The organism is Pseudoxanthomonas sp. 134C1 (genome assembly GCF_057773065.1).
Window position 1 is genome coordinate 190,365 of sequence record NZ_JBYMTH010000006.1, and the last position, 23,514, is coordinate 213,878.

The following is a 23,514-nucleotide window of genomic DNA, read 5'->3' on the forward strand; positions in this document are numbered from 1 at the left end:
TCTGTCAGCTTGGACGATTCCCCATTCCCGATTCCCCATTCCCGTATCAGGGCACCGCCACCGGGTAGGAGCCGAGGACCTTGATCTGGGCGGAATGCGCCTTGAGCTCGGCCAGTGCCTGTTTCATGCCTTCATCGTCGACGTGGCCGGCCAGATCGATGAAGAAGCCGTACTCCCACTTCGCGTGGTGCGACGGGCGCGATTCGATCCGGTTCATGCTGATGCCGTGGCGCGCGAACGGGCTGAGCACGTCGAACAACGCGCCCGGCTTGTCGTGGATGAAGACCAGCACCGAGGTGCGGTCATGGCCGGACGGCGGGAAGATGCTGCGGCCGATGACCAGGAACCGGGTGGTGTTGTCCTTGTCGTCCTGGATCGAGCTCATCACGACCTTCTTCAGGCCGTAGACATGACCGGCGCTTTCGCCGGCGATGCAGGCGGCGTCATCGGAGTTGCGCGCGCGGCGCGCGCCCTCGGCGTTGCTGGACACCGGAATCTTCTCGACCTTGGGCAGGTTGGCACGCAGCCAGCCGGCGGTCTGGGCGAAGGATTGCGGATGTCCGTAGATGCGCTCGATGTCGTCGATGCGGCCGGTGCGCGAAAGCAGGAACTGATGCACGCGCAACTCGACTTCGCCGCAGATCTTCAGGTTGGACGTAAGGAACATGTCCAGGGTCACCTGGATGGTGCCCTGCCCCGAGTTCTCCACCGGCACCACGCCGAAATCGGCGTTGCCGCTCTCCACTTCCTGGAACACTTCCTCGATGCTCGCCAGCGGCAGGCCATGCGCCGAACGGCCGAAGTGCTTGAGCACGGCCTGCTGGCTGAAGGTGCCTTCCGGTCCGAGGAAGCCGATCTTCAACGGCTCCTGCTGGGCCAGGCAGGCGGACATGATTTCGCGGAACACATGCACCAGCACTTCGTCGCTGAGCGGGCCCTCGTTGCGATCCACCACCATGCGCAACACCTGCGCCTCGCGCTCGGGGCGGTAGTAGTCCACCGCCGCGGCCAGCTTGCCCTTGGCCTTGCCGACCTGGTGGGCGAAGCGCGCGCGCTCGGCGATCAATTCCTGGATATGACGATCGATCCCGTCGATCTTGGCGCGCACATCGGCTAGCACCGGCGCGGCGATGGCGGGCGCGGCGGCCTTGCCGCGGGCGGGCGGCTTGGCGGTTTTGCCGGTGGTTTTCCTGGGCTTTTCGGCCATTTGTCTGTTCCTTGAAATTCCTGGCAGGAGCGACGTCAGTCGCGACTGACGTCGCTCCTGCCTTGATGTCATTCAACCATTGCGCTGCTGGAAGTCGCGCATGAAATCCGCCAACGCCTGCGCGCCGGCCAGCGGCATGGCGTTGTACAGCGAGGCGCGGATGCCGCCGACCGCCTTGTGCCCCTTCAGCGCCAGCAGGCCGGCCTGTTTCGACTCGCTGACGAAGCGCGCGGTCAGTTCCTCGTCCGGCAGGAAGAACGGGATGTTCATCCGCGAACGCACCGCCTTCGCCACCTCGTTGCGGTAGAAGCCGCCGGAGCCGTCGATGGCCTGATAGACCAGCGTCGACTTGGCCGCGTTGCGGCGGGCGAACTCGGCGACGCCGCCTTCGTCCAGCATCCACTTCACGGTCAGGCCCAGCAGGTACCAGTTCCAGGTCGGCGGCGTGTTGAGCATCGAATCGCGGGCGGCATGCGAGCGGTAGTCGAAGATGTCGGCGCGTGGCTGGCCGGCGCGTTCCAGCAGATCGCGGCGGACGATGACCACCGAGATGCCGACCGGGCCAAGATTCTTCTGGGCGCCGGCGTAGATGAGGCCGAACTTCGAGACATCGAGCGGCTCGGCGGCGATGTTGGAGCTGAAGTCGGCGAACAGCGGCACTGCGCCCACGTCCGGCACGTCGCGGAATTCGAGGCCGTGGATGGTCTCGTTGGCGGTGATGTGCACGTAGGCGGCATCGGCGCTCAGGCGCCACTCACCGCGTGCCGGGATATCGCGGAATCCGCCCGGCTCGCCGTCGGCGGCGACGTTGGCGGCCACGTACGGTTTGGCCTGCTTGATCGCGGTCTTGCCCCAGTGGCCGCTGACCACGTAGTCGGCGGCCTGCCCCGGGGCGGCGAAGTTCAGCGGCAGCAGCGCCTGCTGGGTGGTGGCGCCGCCGGACAGGAACAGCACCGCGTACTCGTCTGGGATGGACAGCAAGGTCCGCAGATCCGCCTCGGCCCGTGCGGCCACGGCGATGAAATCCGCGCTGCGGTGGCTGATCTCGACGATGGACGCGCCGACGCCGTTCCATTCCAGCATCTCGGCCTGGGCCTGCCGCAATACCGGTTCGGGAAGGGTGGCGGGACCGGCACTGAAGTTGTACGCGCGCGTCATAAGGCACCTGAACGGGGAATCCGTAGTATGCCGCAGTGCATCAGTTGCAGGGGCAACCTTTGCCGCCGTTTTCCGGTGGCTTCATGCCGTTCGCGGCTGTCCGGCGTATAAACGGAGCGCGCGGTCGCGGGGAGCGGCACCCGATCACGCGAAACCTTCCGACCGGTCCGCGCCTCTGTCTTGTATCCACGACTGCCGCTTGGAGTCTCCCATGTCCCTCCGGGATGCCCTCAGGATTCCCGCCTCCCAGATCACCGACGAGGCGGTCTACCGCCAGCGCCGCGACCTCCTGCGCGCCCTCGCGCTCGGGCCGGCCATCGCCCTGGCCGGCTGTGCCGACGCGGAGCCGCCGGCCCCTCCCCGGGCCGCGATCACCCCCGAACAGGCCCGGTCCGGCTTCCGGACCGACGAACCGCTGACCCGCTATGACGACGTCACCACCTACAACAACTTCTACGAGTTCGGCACCGGCAAGGCCGACCCGTCCACCGCCCGCAAGACCCTGCGCACCTCGCCCTGGTCGGTGGTGGTCGGCGGCGAGTGCGAGCGTCCGGGCAAGCTGGCACTGGACGATCTGCTCAAGGGCCTGACACCGGAGGAGCGCGTCTACCGGCTGCGCTGCGTGGAAGGCTGGTCGATGGTGATCCCGTGGCTGGGCGTACCCCTCGGCGCGGTGCTGAAGAAATTCGCGCCGACCTCCAAGGCGCGCTACGTCGCCTTCACCACCCTGGCCGATCCGGTGCAGATGCCCGGCATCCGTTATCGCTCCATCGAATGGCCGTACAAGGAAGGCCTGCGCATCGACGAGGCGATGCACCCGCTGACCCTGCTCGCCACCGGCCTGTACGGCAAGCCGCTGCCGCAGCAGAACGGCGCGCCGCTGCGGCTGGTGGTGCCGTGGAAATACGGCTTCAAGAGCATCAAGTCGATCGTGGCGATCACCTTCGTGGAGAAGATGCCGGAGACGGCCTGGCATGAACTGCAGCCTTCGGAATATGGCTTCTTCTCCAACGTCAATCCGGCCGTCGATCACCCGCGCTGGAGCCAGAAAACCGAACGCCGCATCGCCGGCTCGACCAACCGGGTGTTCGCCGAACGCATTCCTACCCGGTTGTTCAACGGCTATGGTCCCCAGGTCGCCTCGATGTACGCGGGGCTGGATCTGAAGAAGTGGTATTGAATTGATATGCGGCTGAAAGACGCCAGACGGATTGGCGACGGTTCCGGTTCTCCCCTCCCGCGGAGCCGGCCGGCGCGGGTGTTCGCGCTGGCGGTACGAACGCGGGCCGGAACCCGTCGCGCGGCATGAACCGGGCCAGGCGTGCTTCCAATCCGCGGATGGCCAAGGCGCTGGTGCATGCGCTGGCGCTGACCCCGCTGGCGATTCTGGCCTGGCAGTTCTGGTCGGTGCTGCACACCGGCAGCGACGCGCTCGGCGCGGATCCGGTCGCGGAGGTCGAGCACCGCACGGGACTGTGGGCACTGCGGATGCTGATGATCACCCTGGCCATCACCCCGCTGCGCCAACTGACCGGGCAATCGGTGCTGATCCGGTTCCGGCGCATGCTGGGCCTGTATGCGTTTTTCTACGCCTGCCTGCACCTGGCCAGCTATCTGGTGCTCGACCTGCAGGGCTACTGGACGCAGATATTCGAGGAGATCGCCAAGCGTCCGTACATCACCGTGGGATTCACCGCCTGGCTGCTGCTGGTTCCGCTGGCGGTGACGTCCACCCAGGGCTGGATCCGGCGCCTGGGCCGGCGTTGGGGCCAGCTGCACAAGGCGATCTACGCGGTCGGCGTGCTGGCCGTGCTGCATTTCTGGTGGCTGGTGAAATCGGACATCCGCGAACCGCTGCTCTACGCCGCCATCCTGGCCGTGCTGCTGGGCTGGCGGCTCGCCAGGCGCCTCAACCGGAACCGAACAGCAGCAACGCGCTGAGCGCTGCCGCCAGCAGCAGCGCCGCCAGCAGCAGCCAGGGCCAGCGCCGCACATTGCCCGCGCGCCGGGGCTCGGGTGATTCGGATTCGGTAGGAGCCATCGGTTCGCCACCGGCTTCGCCCAGCAGGGCATCCGCGCGGGTCCAGGGCACTTCGACCACGAAACGATGCTGCGCGTCGAACACCAGTTGATCGCCGGCCACCAACAGGGCATCGCGCGTCGCCACACCGTTCACCAGGCTGCCTTCGGTCGAACCGAGGTCACGCAGCGAGACCCGGTCGCCCTGGATCTCCAGTTGCGCATGGCGCTCGGCAAAGACGGGCTCGTCCACCCGGATCGCCGCCTCGCGGGCGCGCCCGACCAGCACCGGCCGCAGCAGCGGAATGCTGCGGCCGTGGTACTTGCCGCCCACGCCGCGCAGGATGATGCGTGGATCCGGGGGCGCCGGTACTGGTTCAGGCCCGCGTTCGGGCGGCAGGTGCTCGGCCTGGACCAGCAGCTCCACGCCATCCACGTAGATGCTGTCACCGGCGCGCAGCAGCGCCATCCGCAGGATCGGGCGCCCGTTCACATGCACGCCGCGCATGCCGGTCGGAACCTGCAGCCAGAGGCCGCGGCGATCCACGCAGATGCGCACCAGCAGCGCGCCCTGCAGTTGATCGCCGACGCCGACGTGACCGGAAGCCTCGCGCACGATCCGGTGCACGCCCATCGAAAGGGGGCGATCCGGTTGCGCGCGGTTTGAAAAATGAAGTCGCAGGTTTTCCACCGGCGGCAGACTAGCGCAGCCGGGGCCACGACATCCAGCCTGATCAGCATCGACCTGCTTGCGAATGTGAACGGCTTGCGGACAATAGGTGGCCTTTCCGGAGAGAACGCCATGGCCACCATCGACATCGTCCACGACCACAGCAAGACCCCGGCGCAGGCGAGGAAGGCGGTCGAGGACGTGGCGCGCAAACTGGCCGAGCGCTTCGACATGGACTACGCCTGGGATGGCGACACCATGAACTTCCGCCGCTCCGGCGTCGATGGTCATATCGCGCTGCTGCCGAGCCAGTTGCGGGTCACCGCGGATCTGGGCTTCCTGCTGTCGGCGATGAGGGGACCGATCGAATCGGAGATCCGGCGCGTGCTGGGCGAGAAGTTCGCCTGAGGCAAGCGCGCTTTTCCCTGTGGGAGCGACGCAAGTCGCGAACGCACGATTTCCGCACGTATCAGGTACGAAAAGCCTCGCGACTTGCGTCGCTCCCACAAGTCGGGTCCTGGGCAAACGGCGTGGGGTCGTCGGCGAACAGCCGCCGCGAGACTTCGCGTTCGGCCTGTTCGATGTCACGGACAAACGCCTTTCCGTCTCCCAGTGCCGAGAACGCGGCGAAGCCGCGTTCCAGGAAACCCTGCAGTTCGCCCAGCCCGGTCGCCTTGGCCGGGCCCCGCGAGAGTTTGAGCAGGGTCAGCACACCCGGCATCTTCACCGCCCGCGCCAGCCCCACGCCCAGTTCCGCGATCAGATCGATCTGGCGGGCGCGCAGGCGCCGGTGCCCGACCTGCCGGTAGGCCTGTCCGTACAGGGCTTCGTCCAGCCGCTTGCGGCGTGGCGCGAGCGAGGCCAGTGCCTCGGCCATGCGCAGATCCAGGGCATGGGTCAGCGCCCCCAGTTCGATGGCGTCGTCGACCGTCTCCAGCACCGCGGCGGGCAGCAGCCGCTGCATCATCGGGACCACCTTGGCGACATTGGCGTCGCGGCGGCTGAAGTCCTGATCGCCGTAGACGTCGGTGAGGAAGAACATCGCCGCGCCCCGGCGGCGCGGATCGGCGAGGAAATGGCCGAAGCTCTGCTCCAGCCGCGCCGCCTGCCAGCGCCGCAGCTCCGGGAGCCAGGCCAGCCGGTTGCGCGGCTCGCCAAGGGGATCGTGCAGGGCCTGGTGGCAGGCCAGGCGACGGCCAAGCCGATCGCCGATGGAAGAAGGACGGGCCATGAACCGGATGATCCGGGGCCGCCCGGCCCGCCGCAAGCGCCCCCGCCGGTCGGCTACACTCGGCGCATCGTCCTGTGCGGGAACCGCATGCTCTCCATCCACAGTGCCCGCAAGCGCGGTGATGGCGGCCGGATCGGCCTGGCCATCGCCGGTGGCGGCCCCATCGGCGGCATGTACGAACTGGGCGCCCTGCGCGCCATGGACGAGGCCCTGGACGGACTGGATCTGACCCGGCTGGATTGCTACGTGGGCGTAAGCTCCGGCGCGTTCCTGGCCGCCGGGCTGGCCAACCGGATGAGTACCGCGGAGATCTGCCGGATCTTCATCACCGGCACCAGCGACGACGCCGAATTCCGGCCCGAGACTTTCCTGCGCCCCAACGTCAACGAGTATCTGCGTCGGCTGGCCAGCCTGCCCGGCCTGTACGCGCAATGGGCCCAGCGCCTGCTGCGCAATCCCGGCAAGGCGGTGCGCTGGTCGGATCTGATCCTGCGTTTCGGCGGGCTGGTGCCCACCGGCCTGTTCGACAACGCCGGCGTCGAGGACTTCCTCCGCGACGTGTTCAGTCGGCGCGGCCGCAGCAATGATTTCCGCACCCTGGGGGCGGATCTGTTCGTGGTGGCGGTGGACCTGGACACCGGCGAGGCGGTCCGTTTCGGCGAACGCGGTTGGGACGACGTGCCGATCTCGCAGGCCGTACAGGCCAGCGCGGCGCTACCCGGCCTGTACCCGCCGGTGGAAATCCGTGGTCGTCATTTCCTCGACGGCGCGCTGCGCCGGACCATGCATGCCTCGACGGTGCTGGATCGCGACATCGACCTGATGATCGGCATCAACCCGCTGGTGCCGTTCGACGCCACCCGCGCGGCCCCGCAGGCCGACGAGGCCGAGCAGGTCGGACTGGTCAGCGGCGGCCTGCCGGCGGTGTTGTCGCAGACGCTGCGCACCCTGTTGCAGTCGCGCATGCAGATCGGCCTAGAAAAATACCCGCTGCGCTACCCGGACATCGATCAACTGGTGTTCGAACCCAATGCCAGCGACAGCGAACTGTTCTTCACCAACTTGTTCAGTTTTTCCTCGCGCCACCGGGTCTGCCAGTTGGCCTACCGCAACACCCTGGCGGACCTGCGCCGGCGCGCGCCGGTGCTGGGCCCGATGCTGGCCGCGCACGGCATCCGCCTGCGCCACGACATCATCGATGATCCGCAACGCTCCATCCTGGATGGCCTGGACATCACGCCGCGCATGACCGACGCCACGGCGCGGTTGCGGCGTGCGCTGGACGATGTGGATCAGTGGATCGCCACGCACCGCGCCGCACGCGTCTGAACCCCGCTGCCGCGCTGGTGTGAAAACTCTAGACGTGGCCGCGATTCTGGACCACGTCCCTTTCCTCCCTTGACGGAATCCCATGGCTACCCTGAAGAAATCCGCCCGCAAGAAGTCCGCCCCGTCCGCCCAGCAGGACAATCTGCAGGCGCAGGCGCAACGCCTCTCGAAGAATCTCAGCGAGTCCGCGCAGCAGGTCTGGCTGGCGGGTGTCGGCGCGTTCGGCCGCGCGCAGGCCGAAGGCAGCAAGTTGTTCGAGACCCTGGTCAAGGAAGGGCTGTCGCTGGAGCAGACCACCCGCAAGCTGGCCGGCGGCCGGGTCGAAGCGGTGCGCGACGCGGTCGAAAGCACGGTCGGTCAGGCCCGTGAACGCGCGTCCGATACCTGGGACCGGCTGGAGAAGGTGTTCGAGGATCGCGTGCAGCGCGCACTGCGTCGGCTGGAAGTGCCGAGCCGCGAGGATCTCGGTGCATTGATCGACCGTGTCGATGCGCTCAATGCCGAACTGCGCCGTCTGGGGGGCGTGCCTTCCGCGCGCACGCCGGCCCGCACGAAGGCCGCGCCCGCGGTGAAGAAAGCCTCCGCGAAGAAAGCGCCCGCCAAGCGCGCCGCCACCGCCGCCAAGCGCACCACGACGAAGCGCGCGACAAAGAAAAACAGCGACTGAACGCACCTCGCCGGTGCAACCGGAATTCGATCGAATTTCTTGTTGCAAGGCAACATGGATCGCGCAACAATCAGTCCGGGCCCGCCAGTCCACACGAAGTACGTATGCTCCCCTCCCCTTACGACTTCGGACTGGCGGGCCTTTTCGTGTCCGGCGACCGCCGAAGTTCCCGCGTTCTTCCCGCGCCCCCGCCATGCCGTGCCGCGCTGTACTGGTTTTCCTGACAGCGAATTGCCCACCGCTTGGTTAGAATCCGCGAACTCCAAAAACCTATTACGCGGTACTCATGCTCTTCTGGCTGTCTGGACTGGCCGTTGCCCTGCTGACCGGCGTGGCCGTCAGTGCCTATCTATGGTGGATCCGCCGCCGCAACGATGAAATCGCGGCGGGCCTGCATGCCCTGTCCGGCTTGCGCTGGCGTGAATTTTCCCGGCTGGTGCTCAGCGCGCTCGAACGCCGCGGCATGGTCGTGGTCGCCGCCGCGCCGGACGAAACCCGGGATCCGCGCGGCATCTTTCCGCTGACCCGGGATGGCCAGCGATGGCTGCTGTCGTGCAAGCACGGTTCGGCCTACCGCATCGGCGCGGCCCCGGTGGAGGAACTGGCCGCCAGTGTCCGCCTGGGCAATGCCACCGGCGGCATCCTCGCCACCGAGGGGCAACTGGAGCAGGAAGGCCGCGTCGCGGCCCAGGGACACAACATCGAGGTGCTGGACGGCCCGCGCCTGTGGACCGAGCTGGCGCCGCTGGTCGAGACCGACCTGCGCGAGCAGATCGTCGGACAGGCCGCCGCCCGCGCCAAGCGCCATATCGCCATCGGCTGGCTGGGCAGCATCACGCTCGGCGCCCTGATGGCGACCACCCTGGCCAATTCCGGGTTCGGCGCGGCCGACTCGACCGCGACCATCGCCCCGCCACCGCTGAAACCGGCCGGCGCGTCCGCCAGCGCCGACGTGGTGGCCTACCGCGAGCCCACGGAAGCCGAACTCCAGGAACAGCGCCTGGCGGTATCACGCGCGCTCTCGGGCACGCCGGGCGTGGTCCGCGGCGTCTGGCAGACCCGGCTGACCCTGTCCGTGGACTACCAGGGCGATGAAACCGCGATCTGGCCGCGGATCTGCCAGCAGGTCGAACTGTATCCGGCCCTGCGCACGGTCCGCGTGCAGCTCAATCCTCCGGCCGGCAGCAAGGAGCCGGTACGCTGGCGGCAATGCAAGACGATCTGACGCCCTACCAGCGCATCGGCGGCGAAGCGGGCGTACGCCGGTTGACCCGGCGGATGTATGCGCTGATGGACACCCTGCCGGAAGCCAAGGCGGTGCGCGCGATCCATCCGCCGGAACTGGCGGACAGTGAGCAGAAGCTGTTCGAGTTCCTGAGTGGCTGGCTGGGTGGCCCGCCGCTGTTCACCGAACGCCGGGGCGCACCGATGCTGCGCGCCCGTCATCTGCCGTTCGCGATCGGGATGGACGAGGCCAGCGGTTGGCTGGCGTGTTTCCAGCAGGCGATGCAGGAGACGGTGGAGGATGCGGAGCTGCAGGAGTTCCTGTGGAGCCGGATCGAGCCGCTGGCGTTGCATATGCGGAATCGGCAGATGTTGCCGACGGGGTGGACGGGGGCCTGAACATGGCTTGCCGTGTGTAGATCTCGGTTTGCTCCTCTGCTGTTGTCTTTCTCTTCTGGGCGCTGACGCGCGGGTCGCTGTCGGTTCTTACCGATGGCGCGCCAGCGCCTACTACCTCTCAAACCCCAAGAGATATCAGGAGTAGCGGAGCAAACTCCGCTCTACCAATGCACACCCCGCATCAGCGCCGCGAAAGCGATCTGTTCCTGGCTCGGCGCCGCCTCCTTGAGCGCCTGCCTATCCCCCTTGGCCGCCGCCGAATCCGGGAACAGCTCGAACGCCGTGCTCATGATCACCTCGTACGCCTTCGGTGCCACCGCATTGACCAGCGCGGCGAAAATGCCCAGGCGGGTCGCGATGCGGCTGGGTTTCTCGATGATGCCCTTCACCACCAGATCCGCCGCCTCGTCGGGGGTCAGCGTCGGCACGCTGTCATACATCTTGGTCGGGGCGATCATCGGGGTCTTCACCAGTGGCATGTTGATCGTGGTGAAGCTGATGCCCTTGCCCGACAGCTCGCCCTGCGTGCAGCGGCTGAACGCATCCAGCGCCGCCTTGGAGGCGACGTAGGCCGAGAAGCGCGGCGAATTGGCCAGCACGCCGATCGAACTGATGTTGATGATGTGGCCCTTGCGGCGATGGGTCATGCCCGGCAGGAAGCCCATGATCAGGCGCAGGCTGCCGAAGTAATTCAGCTGCATGGTCCGTTCGAAATCGTGGAAGCGGTCGTAGCTGAGCTCGATCGAGCGGCGGATGGAACGCCCTGCGTTGTTGATCAGCACGTCAACGTGGCCATGTTCGTCCAGCACCTGCCGGATCAGGCGGTCGCAGTCGGCCATGTCCGCCAGATCCGCGGTATAGGCGAACACCTTGCCGCCCTTGGCTTTCATGTCGTCGCGCGCCTTGAACAGTTCCTCCTCGCCGCGGGCCACGATCACCGTCACCGCGCCGGCCTCGGCCACGCGCTGGGCGGTGGACAGACCGATGCCGGAGGAACCGCCGGTGATGACCACGACCTTGTTGCGCACCTTGCCCTTGAGCGAGCGGTCCACGAACAGGTCCGGGTCCAGATGCCGTTCCCAGTAGTCCCAAAGTCGCCAGGCGTACTCGTCCAGGCGCGGCACCGCGATGTTCGTGCCCTTGAGCGCACGCTCGGTCTCGCGGCTGTCGAAACGGGTCGGATAGGTGATGAACTTGAGGACTTCCTTCGGAATCTTGAAGTCGCGCAGCAGCATGCCGATGAAGCGCCGCACCGGCGGCAGGTTGCCGACCGCCGCGCGGATGCCGCTGGGCACGAAGGCGAACATGCGCGCGTCCAGCCGCATGGTCATCTCCGGCGCGTGGCCGGCGCGGCAGAAGGTGTTGAGCACCTCGCCCACCCGCATCGGCTCCGGGTCGGTCAGGTGGAAAGTGTGGCCGTCCAGCTTGGGCTTGTGGGCGATGTGGTCCATCGCGTCGGCCACGAAATCCACCGGCACGATGTTGATGCGGCCGCCTTCGATGCCGAGCACCGGCACCCATTGCGGCAGCAGCTCCCGCAGTTTCTTGATCAGGGTGAAGAAGTAGTACGGGCCGTCGATCTTGTCGATTTCGCCGGTTTTCGAGTGCCCGACCACCATGCCCGGCCGGTAGATGCGCCATTTGAAGCGGGTTTCCCGCCGCACCATCGCCTCGGAATCGTGTTTGGTCCGCAGGTAGGGATCGTCCAGGCCCTCGGCTTCCTCGAACATGTCCTCGCGGAAGATGCCGGGATACAGGCCAGCCGCGGCGATCGAACTGGTGTGGTGGAACAGCGGCGCCTTCAGCGCGGCCGCCAGGTCCAGCGCATGCCGGGTACCGTCGATGTTGGCAGCCTGCTGGGCCTCCACGCCTGCGGTCAGATCATAGACCGCGGCCAGGTGGAAGAAATGCTTGATCTTGCCGCTCAGGTTGCGCAGCTGGGCGGGGGTCAACCCGCAGCGCGGCTTGGTCATGTCGCCCGCCACCGCCACCACCCGCTTCGGATCCCAGCCGGATTTCCTGGCGATGGCGTCGTATTTCTTCTGCGAATCCTTGCGCACCAGCACGTACACCGTGCCGCTCCGCTTGAGCAGGTTGGAAACCAGATAGCGGCCGATGAATCCGGTGGCGCCGGTGACGAAGTAGCTCATGGATACCGTCCCGTGTAGGCGGGCAGGCCCTCCGCCTGCCCTGCGCGCTAACTTGCCAGAGCCGTTTGGGTTCCACAATCCCGCCCCGATTGACCGGTCATGCCCCGCGTGGTGTGATGCCGGCACTATTGGGAGGTAGTCCTCATGTCCGATCTGAATTCCGCTTTCGAACAGGCTTCCCGCGACATCCAGGGCCTGGCCGAACGCCCCGACAACGAAACCCTGCTGCGCCTGTACGCGCTGTACAAGCAGGGTTCGGAGGGCGATGTGAAGGGCGACAAGCCCGGTTTCTTCGATTTCGTGGGCACCGCCAAGTACGAAGCGTGGGCCAAGCTCAAGGGCACCGCCCCCGGGGACGCGCAGAAGAAGTACGTGGACCTGGTGAAGAAGCTGACCGCCTGAAGCCGTGGCGCGCGACACCCGCCAGCGCATCCTGGATGCGTCTCTCGCGATGTTCAACGTGCAGGGCGAGCCGCACGTCACCACCAACCACATCGCCGATGAGCTGGAGATCAGCCCGGGCAACCTGTACTACCACTTCCGCAACAAGGACGACATCATCGAGCAGCTGTTCGCCCGCTACGAGGAGCGGATGGACGTCGCCCTCACCGCGCCGGTGGACCGGTTGCCGGGACTGGAGGACATCTGGCTGCAGTTGCATCTGGTGTTCGAGTGCATCTGGGACTACCGCTTCCTGTACCGGGATCTGGTCGAGATCCTGAGCCGCAACCGGCGCCTGCGAATCCGCTTCGCGCGTTTGCTCAAGCGCGCCGACGACAGCGCGCACGCGGTGATGCGGGGACTCGGCCAGGCCGGGGTGATGCGTGCGTCGGCGGCGGAACTGGCGGCGACGGCGACCAACATCCTGGTGGTGGCGACGTTCTGGCTGAATTACGCGGCGGCGCGGGGGGACAAGGATGAGCAGGTCGCGATCCGGCACGGCATCGTGCAGGTGATGATGCTGGTGGCGCCGTTCCTGCGGGATGCGGAGCGGGTGCATCTGAATACGTTGACGACGGCTTACGTCGATTGAGTGTTTAGCGGGGTTGGTTTCGCTGCGTTCGGCTTTTTTACCGAATTAGCTGTTGGGCGCTGACGCGGGGTTGCCATCGGTGAAAACCAATAACCCCACCGCGCAAGCGCCCGAAGAGACGAGGTCATGGCGTCGGCTCTTCACCTGCGGACCACATCCGCACCGGTGGCGCCTGTAGGCAAACCCGCAGGCGCCGCGCAGGACGCTCGGCATTTTGGCAAGCGCCCATAGATCAAAGACAATGCAATGAGCCGCGAAGCAAGACCCGCCTTACTGAATCAAGCCCGCTTGCGCCCCGCAGCCTTTCGCGCAACACCCACCCGCTTCCGCGGCGCCGGTCGAGCCTGCTTCGCGGCCGCCGGCTTGCGGCGTCCCTTCGGCGCCAGCTTGGAACCCAATCCCAACTTGTCCAATACCGGCGCCAACCGCGTTTCGACATCCGCGCCGAACCGGCCAACCCCCGCCTCGCCCTGCGCCCGCACATCCCGCAACGTGGCCTGTGCCCGCTGCACGATGCGTTCAATGTCCTGCTTCGCCGTCGTCAGACGCTGGGCGCCGCGGCGGCGCGCGATCGCGATCACGCCGAGGCCGGCGAGCCAGACATGGCGGAGGTTCGGTTCCGGGGCCTTGGCCCGCGGGGTGGTCTTCTTCCTGGCAGTCATGGGGACTCCTCGACGCCGGCCACGGTGGCAGGCTTCCGGCAACGATGCTGAAGCCGCGGCATCGAGCAAACACACTAGCGGCGCGGGGCTTGTCAGCGGCAATGGCTGCGGCCATGCTCATTCGAACCAACCAGGGAGGTATGGCATGGCAGGCAAACAGGCGAAATGGGCAGCGTTTCCGTTGGACGCCAAGGCGTTCGGCTACGCCGGTGATGCGCTGAAGAAGGCCTGGCCCGCGCTGCACGCCGGCGATGCCGAGCCCTACCCCGACGCCAAGCGCACCCAGGCGCTGATCGAAGCGGCCGGAAAGGCGGCCAAAGGCCAGGATGCCGCGGGGCTGGCGACCACATTGCAGGACGCCTGGCGAGCCTTCCATCGCGGCGACTTCCAGGCGGCGTTCGAGGCTGGCCAGGCGCTCGGGCCGCTGGGCGCCTCGGTGGCGGTCAAGGCGCTGGGTATCCATGCGACCTATCTGGTTGATGACGAGGACGAGAAACTCAAACGCTTCGAGCACGCCGCCAAACTGGCCGAGGCCGCGGTCAAGGCATTGCCGGACGAGGCCAACAGCCACTACCGCCATGCCTTCGCGCTGGGCCGCTACAGCCAGGGCCTGAGCATCGTCAAGGCGCTCAAGCAGGGCATCGCCGGCAAGGTGCGCGAAGCGCTGGAGGCCACCCTGGAACTGGCGCCCAAGCATGCCGAGGCGCATACCGCGCTGGCGCTGTACCACGCCGAGATCATCGACAAGATCGGCGCGATGATTGGTGGATTGACCTATGGCGCCAAGGCCGCCGAGGCCGAATCGCACATCAAGACCGCGTTGAAGCTGACGCCCGATTCGCCCATCGCCCATGTCGAGCACGCCAACGTGCTTTTGTTGCTGTACGGCGACAAGAAGGAAGACGCGGCGGCGGCGGCATTCGAGAAGGCCGGCAAGCTGAAACCGCGCGACGCCATGGAGGCCCTCGATGCCCGACATGCGAACGAGCAGCTCGAATAAGTTTCTGGCGCTGGCGCTGCTGCTGGCTTGCACCAGCGAAGCGGCGCGGGCGCAACAGCATCCCGCCACGCCTGTGCCGCCCTCACCCGCGGTCGCGCCGACCGTGGCGCCGGCCACGGATGCTGCCCGGGACTCCCGCGCCGATGGCGACGATCCGCTGTTCGATGCCCTCACCTGCCGGAGCGGTCCGGAGGTCGCGCGCCTGCTGGCGCGTCTTCGCCGCGATCGTCCCGATGATTTCGTGCAGACCGAGCGGCAATATTCAGATCCGCCAATGGATCTGTATCGGCTGGAAGTTCCGGTGCAGGCCTGGGGCCAGCAGAGCGATGCGGTGGTCATCACCGCCAACCGCGTGCTGATGGTGGTGGACGGCAGCGCCGACGAGGTCGCCCGCGCACTCGAAGCCAGCCTCGCCGGCAGCGAGGCGCCCCTGTCCGGGCCGCTTGACGATCAACACGCACTGGTCCTGTACACCGAGGAACGCCCGGGGCTGCAGCAGCGCGTGCTGATCGGCTGCGAGTATCGGCTGCCGGAACTGTCGCTGCTGGACGATCCGGACGACGCCTGGCGCAAGGCGCCCATTCCCGGAGCTCCGTAGAGCCGGGCTTGCCCGGCTGCGGCCGCTTCCATACCGATACATCCCGCGGCGAAGCGAACTCCGCGCTACGCGCTGCGCGCGGTTCCGCGGATATCGATATCCCTCCGCAAAGCCGGGCTTGCCCGGCTGCGGGGCTTCCACACCTGGAATTTCCCGACGACGGAGCGGGTTCCGCCCTAGGGCGGAGACGGATGGTTTCCGCCCCTAAAGTTCCGCCGAGACCTGCCGAATAAGGCGCGCGCCGCGCGCCAGGGCCTGGCCTTTTCCACACGGAATTTCAATCCCGGGACTAAAGGTTTCCGGGGCAACGCCGTTATCCCTTTCGCAAGCAGAGGGCGACTAGCCAACAAACCAACAAACCGGCAGCACCCTCTTTCCATCAACGCCGGGACCCAAATAAGAGGAGACGACCCATGGCACAGGTAATCAACACCAATACGATGTCGCTGAACGCTCAGCGCAATCTGAGCACCAGCGGTACTTCACTGGCCACCACCATCCAGCGGCTTTCTTCCGGCCTGCGCATCAACAGCGCCAAGGACGACGCCGCCGGTCTGGCCATCTCGGAACGCTTCAGCACCCAGATCCGGGGCCTGGACGTGGCCGTGCGCAATGCCAACGACGGCATCTCGCTGGCCCAGGTCGCGGAAGGTTCGCTGAGCGAAATCGGCAACAACCTGCAGCGCATCCGCGAGCTGGCCGTGCAGTCGGCCAACGCCTCCAACTCCTCGACCGACCGCGCCGCGCTGAATGCGGAAGTCAAGCAGCTGACCGCGGAAATCGATCGCGTCGCCAAGCAGGCCGACTTCAACGGCACCAAGCTGCTGGACGGCACCTTCACCAGCCAGTTGTTCCAGGTCGGCGCCAACGCCGGCCAGGCCATCGCCATCGACAAGGTGGTCGACGCCCGCTCGCAGACGCTGGGCGGCGTGCAGTTCGCCAACGTCTACGTGGGTACCGCGCTGGACAACGCCGGCACCGCGGCGGTCAATGAGGACCTGGCCACCGCCGACACCGTGTTCTCGCAGTTGCAGCTGACGGTGACCCCGCCGGGCGGCGGCGCCGCCAGCACGGTCAACATCGGTGCGTTCGAAGTGAAGGCCGGCCAATCCATCTCCCAGGCGACGGCCGCGGCCGTCAACGCCAAGCTGGGCGAAACCGGCGTCTACGCCGACGTGAAGTCCGGCGTGCTGAACCTGACCTCGGTCGAGGCCGGCCAGACCTTCGCCCTGGGCTTCGCCGGCCCGGCGGTGACCGGCGCCACCCCGGCGACCCTGGCCAACATCGGCCTGACCCAGACCAGCACCAACGGCGGCGCCCTGACCGGCGTCACCGGCAGCTTCGTCAAGGATCTGGACATCACCTCCTTCGCCGGCGCCCAGCAGGCACTGGAGATCGTCGACAAGGCGCTGACCGCGGTGAACGGCGCGCGCGCCGACCTGGGTGCCATCCAGAACCGCTTCACCTCGGTGGTCGCCAACCTGCAGACCAGCTCGGAAAACCTGGCCGCTTCGCGCAGCCGCATCCGCGACACGGACTTCGCCAAGGAAACCGCCGAACTGACCCGCACCCAGATCCTGCAGCAGGCCGGCACGGCCATGCTGGCCCAGGCCAACCAGGTGCCGCAGAACGTCCTGAGCCTGTTGCAACGTTAACCCTCGCGTCCCCGATGGCACGGCGGGGAATCGTTGAAAACTCGTTCCCCGTGCAGAGAACGCCCAAGGAGTCGAACTCATGGCACAAGTGATCAACACCAACACGATTTCGCTGAACGCCCAGCGCAACCTGGGCACCAGCGGATCCTCGTTGGCCACCACCATCCAGCGCCTGTCTTCCGGCCTGCGCATCAACAGCGCCAAGGACGACGCCGCCGGTCTGGCCATCTCGGAACGCTTCAGCACCCAGATCCGGGGCCTGGACGTGGCCGTGCGCAATGCCAACGACGGCATCTCGCTGGCCCAGGTCGCGGAAGGTTCGCTGACCGAAATCGGCAACAACCTGCAGCGCATCCGCGAACTGGCCGTGCAGTCCGCCAACGCGACCAACTCGTCGTCGGATCGCGCCGCGCTGAATGCGGAAGTCAAGCAGCTGACCTCGGAAATCGACCGCGTCGCCAAGCAGGCCGACTTCAACGGCAGCAAGCTGCTGGACGGTTCGTTCTCCAGCCAGCTGTTCCAGGTCGGCGCCAACGCCGGCCAGGCCATCGCCATCGACAAGGTCGTCAACGCCAAGGCCGAAGCGCTGGGCGGTTCGATGTTCGCCCAGGCCAGCTTCACCGCCACCGCCAGCGCCACCGCCGGCGCCGGCCCGTACAGCTATGACGCCGGCACCATCGCCGCGTTCACCGTGACCAACGGCGGCACCACCACCAGCTTCGCGGCCATCGACATCGCCGCCTCCGGCGCCACCTACGCGACCGCGGCCGAAGCGGCCACGGCCAGCCAGGTCGCCAAGGGCTCCGCGATCGCGGCCGCCGTGAACGCCAAGACCGGCGACACCGGCATCACCGCGGAAGTGAACACCACCACCGGTGCGGTTGCGTTCTCGTCCTGGAAGGAAGGCAAGGTGGGTGATCAGATCACCAGCACGCTGGCCGGCGGCACGCTGACCAACACCGCCATCGCCGCGACCGACTCCAAGTTCGTGGACGACCTGGACATCTCCACCTTCTCGGGTGCGCAGAAGGCGCTGCAGATCGTCGACAAGGCGCTGACCTCGGTCAACAGCGCGCGCGCCGACCTCGGTGCCATCCAGAACCGCTTCACCTCGGTGGTCGCCAACCTGCAGACCAGTTCGGAGAACCTGGCCGCCTCGCGCAGCCGCATCCGCGATACGGACTTCGCCAAGGAAACCGCCGAACTGACCCGCACCCAGATCCTGCAGCAGGCCGGCACGGCCATGCTGGCCCAGGCCAACCAGGTGCCGCAGAACGTCCTCAGCCTGCTCCGCTAATCACGGAGAACAAAGCCGGGGCGGACTCTTTCCCCGTCCGCCCCGGCCAGGCACCACTTTCGCCCTTCGCATCAACGCCAAAGGAAACCTCTCATGGCACAAGTCATCAACACCAATACGATCTCGTTGAACGCCCAGCGCAACCTGGGCACCAGCGGGTCCTCCCTGGCCACCACCATCCAGCGCCTGTCCTCCGGTCTGCGCATCAACAGCGCGCGCGACGACGCCGCCGGCCTGGCCATCTCGGAACGCTTCAGCACCCAGATCCGGGGCCTGGACGTGGCCGTGCGCAATGCCAACGACGGCATCTCGCTGGCCCAGGTCGCGGAAGGTTCGCTGACGGAAATCGGCAACAACCTGCAGCGCATCCGCGAACTGGCCGTGCAGTCGGCCAACGCGTCGAACTCCGGTTCCGACCGCGCGGCGCTGAACGCGGAAGTCAAGCAGCTGAGCGCGGAAATCGACCGCGTCGCCAAGCAGGCCGACTTCAACGGCACCAAGCTGCTGGACGGTTCGTTCTCCAGCCAGCTGTTCCAGGTCGGCGCCAACGCCGGCCAGGCCATCGCCATCGACAAGGTCGTCAACGCCAAGGCCGATGCGCTGGGCGGCGCCAAGTTCGACGCCAACGCCCTGACCCTGGCTGACCTGACCGCCAATGCCGCGGTCAAGATCACCGGCCTGAAGGTCAACGGTGTGAGCATCGACGAGGTCAACGTGGCCCAGGGCGCCAGCGGTGCGGAAACCGCCGCCTCCGCGCGCAGCGCGCTGGTCACCGCGATCAACGCCAAGATGGGCGAGACCGGCGTCTATGCCGAAGTCAACGGCACCACCGGCGTCACCCTGACCTCGGTCAAGGACAGCACCAACACCGACGGTTCGTTCAAGGCGATCACCGCCACGGTCGGCACCTGGACGGGCGTGAACGCGGCCGACTCGGGCCAGACCTACACGGCCAAGACCGCCGCGACCACCGCCGCCACCAACACCTTCGTGTCGGCCCTGGACATCTCGGGCTTCAAGGGTGCGCAGCAGGCGCTGGAAATCGTCGACAAGGCGCTGACCTCGGTCAACAGCGCGCGCGCCGACCTGGGTGCCATCCAGAACCGCTTCACCTCGGTGGTCGCCAACCTGCAGACCAGCTCGGAAAACCTGGCCGCTTCGCGCAGCCGCATCCGCGACACGGACTTCGCCAAGGAAACCGCCGAACTGACCCGCACCCAGATCCTGCAGCAGGCCGGCACGGCCATGCTGGCCCAGGCCAACCAGGTGCCGCAGAACGTCCTCAGCCTGCTGCGCTGATCGGTTTCGTCCGTTCCACTGTTTCAGCTTCCTGTCGCATACGGACGGATTCGTCTCCCTCCGTCTTGGCAGTACTCAAACCCCTTCCGGAAACGGGAGGGGTTTCTTTTTTTGGGGATTCGGGATTGGGGATTGGTTTGTGGGCGCTGGCGCGGGTTGCTGTCGGTGGTCACCGATGGTGCGCTCGCCGCGGGGCATTCTTTCTTTGCTTGTGCAAAGAAAGAATCCAAGAAAGCACACCCCGGTCCTCGCGCCCCAGCCGCTGCGCGGCCGGGGTCCGTGTCGCCGGCGGGAATTTTGGGACGGCACATCCTGTGCCGACCCAAAACGCCGCACATCCTTGTGCGGCGCCCTTCGGGTTTGCCCACCGCCGCCACCGCTGCGGAAGGGGGCCTCAAAAGCAAGGCAAAAGCTACAACGCCAGTCTGCTCAACGCAGAGCTCTTGCTGTTGTTCGTGCCTTTGCGTTTGCTCTTCGGGACCCCGTTCAGGCGTGGCAAGCGGGCCGGGTAAAACCCGCAGGGCGGCGCACAGGACGTGCGCCGTTTTCGGCAGGGGCAGGAGGCCCCTTCCGAAAATTCCCGGACCGATTGCGGACCCGGAGCGCACAGCGCGCAGGGCACGCCGCCCAGGGGTGTGCTTTCTTTTGGTTACTTTTCTTTGCACAAGCAAAGAAAAGTGACTCCCGCGGAAGGCGCACCATCGGTGACCACCGATAGCAATCCCGCGCCAGCGCCCAGAATCAGACCAGCCCGCCTCCGCGGGAGACCGATTCCGGCATGTGGCGAAGACGGAGCAGTCCACACCACGGCCCCAGTGGCACAAATCCTGCACTACACCGATCGTCCCGCATTTCTCGCCGACCAGGGCCCAAGCCCCGGCGGCGGGAGACGGAGAAATGCGGGCTAAAGATCGGCCTCCGGAGGCCGCTACCACTACACGGGCGACACCGCCATCCATCAGGGATGCCAGGGTCGCCCCGACGCCCGTTCCGGAACGGGCACGACAGGAGACCCTCGATGGCAGACTACTCGCTCGGTTATGGTGGCGTCGGCTCCGGCCTGGACATCACCGGCATGGTGGAGAAACTGGTGGCCGCGGACCGCAAGCCCGCCGACGCCCGTCTCAACCGCATCGAGTCGAGCGCCAAGTTCAAGATCTCCGCGCTGGGTACGGTCAGCTCCGCCTTCAGCACCCTGGAAACCGCGCTGAAGGCGCTCAAGGCCGCCGACGCCTTCGACAGCCGGACCAGCAAGGTCGGCACCGATACCGTGCTGGGCGCGACCGCCGGCAAGGGCACGCCCAGCGGCGAATACCGGATCGAAGTGCTGGACCTGGCGACCGCCAACAAATGGACCGCCAACCAGCCCGTCTCGGCCGAACAGACCTTCGGCGCCGGCAAACTGACGCTGACGGTCGGCGGCGAGACGCTCGACATCACCATCGCCGAGGGTTCCCGGCTCGTCGACGTGCGCAGCGCGATCAACGACGCCGCGCGCAGCAAGGGCGTGCAGGCCAGCGTGATCACCTCCAACGACGGTCTGTTCCTGTCGGTGGCCTCGGACAAGCCCGGTGCCGCCAACGGCATCTCGCTGGCCTTCAGCGAAGGCGGCGCGGATCTGCAGAACCTCGCCAGCAGCATGGTCGAACGGGTTGTCGCCGCGGATGCGCGGGTTTCCATCGACGGCCTGACCGTGACCGCCAGCAGCAACAAGATCACCGACGCCGTGCCCGGCCTGACCCTGGATCTGAAGACCAAGGGCACCAGTACCGTCACCATCTCCAGCGACGTGGCGGCCAGCCGCAAGCTGGTGCAGGACTTCGTGACCGCGTACAACGCGACGATCACCGCCATCAACAGTTCGACCAAGTACGACGCCGGCACCGACACCCCGTCGGCGCTGACCGGCGACGCGCAGATGCGCGGCATCGCCGGACAGATGCGCGGCGTGCTGGGCGATCTGCTCGGCAATCTCGCCCAGCAGGGCCTGGATGCCAAGACGCTGGGGCTGCAGACCAAGGGCTACCCGGCCTCGGACGGCAGCCTGACCCTGGACACCGCCAAGTTCGACGCGCTGATGACGTCGAATCCGGAAAAGGTGCGCGCGGCGTTCACCGGCGACAACGGGTTCGCCGGCAAGCTGCAGGCGACCGTCGCCACCTACATCGGCAAGGAAGGCTCGCTCACCCGCCGCACCGATGGCCTGACCGCCCAGATCAAGGACATCGGCAACCAGCGCAAGGCGCTGGACGCCCGCATGGAATCGGTCGGCAACCGCTACAAGGCGCAGTTCGTGGCGCTGGACAACATGATGTCGCGCATGAACAGCACCAGTTCTTACCTTTCGCAGCAACTTGCTTCCCTGGCCTCGCAGTGAGGCCACATCCGCGGAGGGATTTTCCGCGGAAGACCAGGAGATAGAAGGAATGTCAGCCCATTCTTACGCCGCGCAGTACCGCAACACGGGCCTCAGCAGCGCCGTGATGGAAGCCGATCCGCACCGCCTGGTGGCGTTGCTGCTGGCCGGCGCCTGCGATCGCATCCGGCTGGCGGAAGCCTGCATGGAGCACGGCGATCTGGCCCGCAAGGGCAAGGCGATCGGCGAGGTCTGCGCGATCATCGGCCACCTCAACGGTTCGCTGGATCACGAAGCGGGCGGCGAAATCGCCGGCAGCCTGTCGGCCCTGTACGACTATCTGCAGGGCCGCCTGATCGAGGCCAACCTGCACAACGACACCGACGCGCTGCGCGAGTCGCTGGAGCTGCTGGGTGAAATCGAGTCGGCCTGGAACGCCATCCCCGCCGAACAGCGACAGCGCCCGGCCGCGGTCCAGGGGGCCTGACATGCCGACGGTGTCGGTGGACACGTTGTTCGCGCAGTTGCAGGCCATGCACGACAGCCTGCAGAACGGCGATCTGGACACCGTGCAGGGCCTGCTGGAGCAGCACGACCAGGACGTCCGCGGCTTCATGCAGGGCCATGGCAGCCGCGACGCCGGCGCCGACACCCTCTCCAACCTGCTGTACGCGCAACTTCAGCTGCAGGATCGCCTGCGCGACGCGCGCGATGCCGCCGCCCGCAAGCTGCGCGAATCGCAGCAGGCCGAGCGCGCCGCGCGCGCCTATCTGTCGACACCGGGAGGTTGAGCCATGCCCACGCGCGTGCCCGTATTGAACCATCCGGCGGAAACCGAACTGTTCGGCGACGCGCTCACCTGCGAAGCCTGGCTGCCCGCCGGTTTCAACCCCGTCGAGCCGCAGCAACCGCCGGCCGCCGCCGAATCCCTGCTGCATGCACTGGCCGTGGCCGAAGACGCGCGCGGCGATGACGTCGATGATCGCAAGGGCGAACCGCCGGTGTCGTTCCAGCGCCTGGAAGCCAAGGTCGATCTGCTGATGAACCTGGTCGGCAAACTGGCCCGCCAGCGCGACGGCGCCCTGCCCCTGCGCGGCCTGCGCTGGTCGCACCTGGGCCTGCGCCTGGACGCCGCGCAATCGTTCGGCGTTTCGCAGGGTGATGCCGGCGTGGCGTTGCTCGAACCGGCCAGCTGGCTAAGCGATCACATCGAACTGCCGGCCCGGGTCCTGGCGATGTCCGCCACCGCCGATGGCCAGCATCACCTGTGGCTGCGCTTCGCGCCGCTCGGCGCCGGCCTGGCCGATGCGCTGGAACGGCATCTGTTCCGGCTGCACCGCCGCCAGATCGCCGAGGCGCGGCTGATGGCGCGTCAGGCCGACTGAACCTCATCACCGTCGCTCTCGTCCACTGGCCCGGAAGTCGGACGGGCCGCCACGACGCGGGACGAGGACGCTGACGGAAATCCGTCACCTTGGGACAAGCTTGTGTGACGAACTTCAAGCTTTGACGGCTTCGACACTTAAGTAACATTGGCGGGATCCCGGCGTGCCGCTATCG

24 protein-coding genes are annotated in these 23,514 nt (G+C 66.9%); 18 read left to right on the plus strand and 6 right to left on the minus strand.

Annotated elements, in window-relative coordinates; genetic code table 11:
* Window positions 1-46: 46 nt before the first annotated feature.
* Window positions 47-1,207, minus strand: coding sequence for a prephenate dehydratase (gene pheA / locus AC3DEZ_RS13345; protein WP_488388652.1), 1,161 nt, complete (start codon window positions 1,205-1,207; stop codon window positions 47-49).
* 72 nt (window positions 1,208-1,279) lie between these two features.
* Window positions 1,280-2,365 carry a 3-phosphoserine/phosphohydroxythreonine transaminase gene (gene serC / locus AC3DEZ_RS13350; protein ID WP_488388653.1) on the minus strand — a complete coding sequence of 362 codons (1,086 nt, stop codon included), beginning with the start codon at window positions 2,363-2,365 and terminating at the stop codon, window positions 1,280-1,282.
* A gap of 211 nt (window positions 2,366-2,576) precedes the next feature.
* Here serC and msrP point away from each other — a divergent pair, with 211 nt between their 5' ends.
* Together msrP and msrQ are read left to right on the plus strand one after the other, a co-directional pair.
* The gene (gene msrP / locus AC3DEZ_RS13355; protein ID WP_488388654.1) at window positions 2,577-3,545 is read left to right on the plus strand and encodes a protein-methionine-sulfoxide reductase catalytic subunit MsrP; all 969 of its coding nucleotides are present in this window, start codon (window positions 2,577-2,579) and stop codon (window positions 3,543-3,545) included.
* A gap of 158 nt (window positions 3,546-3,703) precedes the next feature.
* Entirely contained in the window at window positions 3,704-4,306 is a 603-nt protein-coding gene (gene msrQ, locus AC3DEZ_RS13360; RefSeq protein WP_488388696.1) for a protein-methionine-sulfoxide reductase heme-binding subunit MsrQ, read from the plus strand.
* On the opposite strand, the gene AC3DEZ_RS13365 is transcribed toward msrQ, so the two are convergent.
* Window positions 4,275-5,075: an FHA domain-containing protein gene (locus AC3DEZ_RS13365; RefSeq protein WP_488388655.1), complete on the minus strand. Its 801-nt coding sequence runs from the start codon at window positions 5,073-5,075 to the stop codon at window positions 4,275-4,277. The genes msrQ and AC3DEZ_RS13365 overlap by 32 nt on opposite strands.
* Window positions 5,076-5,186: 111 nt before the next feature.
* Here AC3DEZ_RS13365 and AC3DEZ_RS13370 point away from each other — a divergent pair, with 111 nt between their 5' ends.
* Window positions 5,187-5,462, plus strand: coding sequence for a polyhydroxyalkanoic acid system family protein (locus AC3DEZ_RS13370; RefSeq protein ID WP_447102404.1), 276 nt, complete (start codon window positions 5,187-5,189; stop codon window positions 5,460-5,462).
* A 61-nt stretch (window positions 5,463-5,523) separates the two neighbouring features.
* Here the strand turns inward: AC3DEZ_RS13370 and AC3DEZ_RS13375 are convergent, their stop codons facing one another.
* Window positions 5,524-6,285 carry a DUF8198 family protein gene (locus AC3DEZ_RS13375; RefSeq protein WP_488388656.1) on the minus strand — a complete coding sequence of 254 codons (762 nt, stop codon included), beginning with the start codon at window positions 6,283-6,285 and terminating at the stop codon, window positions 5,524-5,526.
* 87 nt (window positions 6,286-6,372) lie between these two features.
* Here AC3DEZ_RS13375 and AC3DEZ_RS13380 point away from each other — a divergent pair, with 87 nt between their 5' ends.
* From AC3DEZ_RS13380 to AC3DEZ_RS13395, 4 genes are all read left to right on the plus strand, one after another.
* The gene (locus AC3DEZ_RS13380; RefSeq protein WP_447102406.1) at window positions 6,373-7,614 is read left to right on the plus strand and encodes a patatin-like phospholipase family protein; all 1,242 of its coding nucleotides are present in this window, start codon (window positions 6,373-6,375) and stop codon (window positions 7,612-7,614) included.
* A gap of 82 nt (window positions 7,615-7,696) precedes the next feature.
* Window positions 7,697-8,281, plus strand: a complete 585-nt coding sequence (locus AC3DEZ_RS13385) for a phasin family protein (RefSeq protein WP_488388657.1) — start codon at window positions 7,697-7,699, stop codon at window positions 8,279-8,281.
* 286 nt (window positions 8,282-8,567) lie between these two features.
* Window positions 8,568-9,506 carry a restriction endonuclease gene (locus AC3DEZ_RS13390; RefSeq protein ID WP_488388658.1) on the plus strand — a complete coding sequence of 313 codons (939 nt, stop codon included), beginning with the start codon at window positions 8,568-8,570 and terminating at the stop codon, window positions 9,504-9,506.
* Entirely contained in the window at window positions 9,491-9,904 is a 414-nt protein-coding gene (locus tag AC3DEZ_RS13395) for a group II truncated hemoglobin (RefSeq protein WP_488388659.1), read from the plus strand. Before AC3DEZ_RS13390 ends, AC3DEZ_RS13395 begins: the two co-directional genes overlap by 16 nt.
* A 161-nt stretch (window positions 9,905-10,065) precedes the next feature.
* Here the strand turns inward: AC3DEZ_RS13395 and AC3DEZ_RS13400 are convergent, their stop codons facing one another.
* Window positions 10,066-12,054, minus strand: coding sequence for an SDR family oxidoreductase (locus AC3DEZ_RS13400; protein WP_488388660.1), 1,989 nt, complete (start codon window positions 12,052-12,054; stop codon window positions 10,066-10,068).
* Between the two features lie 144 nt (window positions 12,055-12,198).
* On the opposite strand from AC3DEZ_RS13400, the gene AC3DEZ_RS13405 reads away from it, so the two are divergent.
* Together AC3DEZ_RS13405 and AC3DEZ_RS13410 are read left to right on the plus strand one after the other, a co-directional pair.
* Window positions 12,199-12,456, plus strand: a complete 258-nt coding sequence (locus AC3DEZ_RS13405) for an acyl-CoA-binding protein (protein WP_141452611.1) — start codon at window positions 12,199-12,201, stop codon at window positions 12,454-12,456.
* Window positions 12,457-12,460: 4 nt separating this feature from the next.
* On the plus strand, window positions 12,461-13,087 hold the full coding sequence (locus AC3DEZ_RS13410) for a TetR/AcrR family transcriptional regulator (RefSeq protein ID WP_447102412.1): 627 nt from the start codon (window positions 12,461-12,463) through the stop codon (window positions 13,085-13,087).
* 278 nt (window positions 13,088-13,365) lie between these two features.
* Here the strand turns inward: AC3DEZ_RS13410 and AC3DEZ_RS13415 are convergent, their stop codons facing one another.
* Window positions 13,366-13,749, minus strand: a complete 384-nt coding sequence (locus tag AC3DEZ_RS13415; RefSeq protein WP_488388661.1) for a hypothetical protein — start codon at window positions 13,747-13,749, stop codon at window positions 13,366-13,368.
* A 145-nt stretch (window positions 13,750-13,894) separates the two neighbouring features.
* Here AC3DEZ_RS13415 and AC3DEZ_RS13420 point away from each other — a divergent pair, with 145 nt between their 5' ends.
* From AC3DEZ_RS13420 to AC3DEZ_RS13460, 9 genes are all read left to right on the plus strand, one after another.
* Window positions 13,895-14,749: a hypothetical protein gene (locus AC3DEZ_RS13420; RefSeq protein WP_488388662.1), complete on the plus strand. Its 855-nt coding sequence runs from the start codon at window positions 13,895-13,897 to the stop codon at window positions 14,747-14,749.
* Window positions 14,727-15,347, plus strand: coding sequence for a hypothetical protein (locus AC3DEZ_RS13425; protein ID WP_488388663.1), 621 nt, complete (start codon window positions 14,727-14,729; stop codon window positions 15,345-15,347). The genes AC3DEZ_RS13420 and AC3DEZ_RS13425 overlap by 23 nt, the downstream gene beginning before the upstream one ends.
* 413 nt (window positions 15,348-15,760) lie before the next feature.
* Window positions 15,761-17,002 (plus strand): flagellin, encoded by a 1,242-nt coding sequence (locus AC3DEZ_RS13430; protein ID WP_488388664.1) that lies wholly within the window; start codon window positions 15,761-15,763, stop codon window positions 17,000-17,002.
* Window positions 17,003-17,081: 79 nt separating this feature from the next.
* Window positions 17,082-18,299, plus strand: a complete 1,218-nt coding sequence (locus tag AC3DEZ_RS13435; RefSeq protein ID WP_447102417.1) for a flagellin — start codon at window positions 17,082-17,084, stop codon at window positions 18,297-18,299.
* A 93-nt stretch (window positions 18,300-18,392) separates the two neighbouring features.
* Entirely contained in the window at window positions 18,393-19,598 is a 1,206-nt protein-coding gene (locus AC3DEZ_RS13440) for a flagellin (RefSeq protein ID WP_447102418.1), read from the plus strand.
* 1,018 nt (window positions 19,599-20,616) lie between these two features.
* Window positions 20,617-21,975 carry a flagellar filament capping protein FliD gene (fliD, locus tag AC3DEZ_RS13445; RefSeq protein ID WP_488388665.1) on the plus strand — a complete coding sequence of 453 codons (1,359 nt, stop codon included), beginning with the start codon at window positions 20,617-20,619 and terminating at the stop codon, window positions 21,973-21,975.
* Between the two features lie 49 nt (window positions 21,976-22,024).
* Window positions 22,025-22,441: a flagellar export chaperone FliS gene (gene fliS, locus AC3DEZ_RS13450; RefSeq protein WP_488388666.1), complete on the plus strand. Its 417-nt coding sequence runs from the start codon at window positions 22,025-22,027 to the stop codon at window positions 22,439-22,441.
* 1 nt (window position 22,442) lies between these two features.
* The gene (locus AC3DEZ_RS13455; RefSeq protein WP_488388667.1) at window positions 22,443-22,745 is read left to right on the plus strand and encodes a hypothetical protein; all 303 of its coding nucleotides are present in this window, start codon (window positions 22,443-22,445) and stop codon (window positions 22,743-22,745) included.
* 3 nt (window positions 22,746-22,748) lie between these two features.
* The gene (locus AC3DEZ_RS13460) at window positions 22,749-23,339 is read left to right on the plus strand and encodes a PilZ domain-containing protein (RefSeq protein WP_488388668.1); all 591 of its coding nucleotides are present in this window, start codon (window positions 22,749-22,751) and stop codon (window positions 23,337-23,339) included.
* Window positions 23,340-23,514 lie beyond the last annotated feature (175 nt).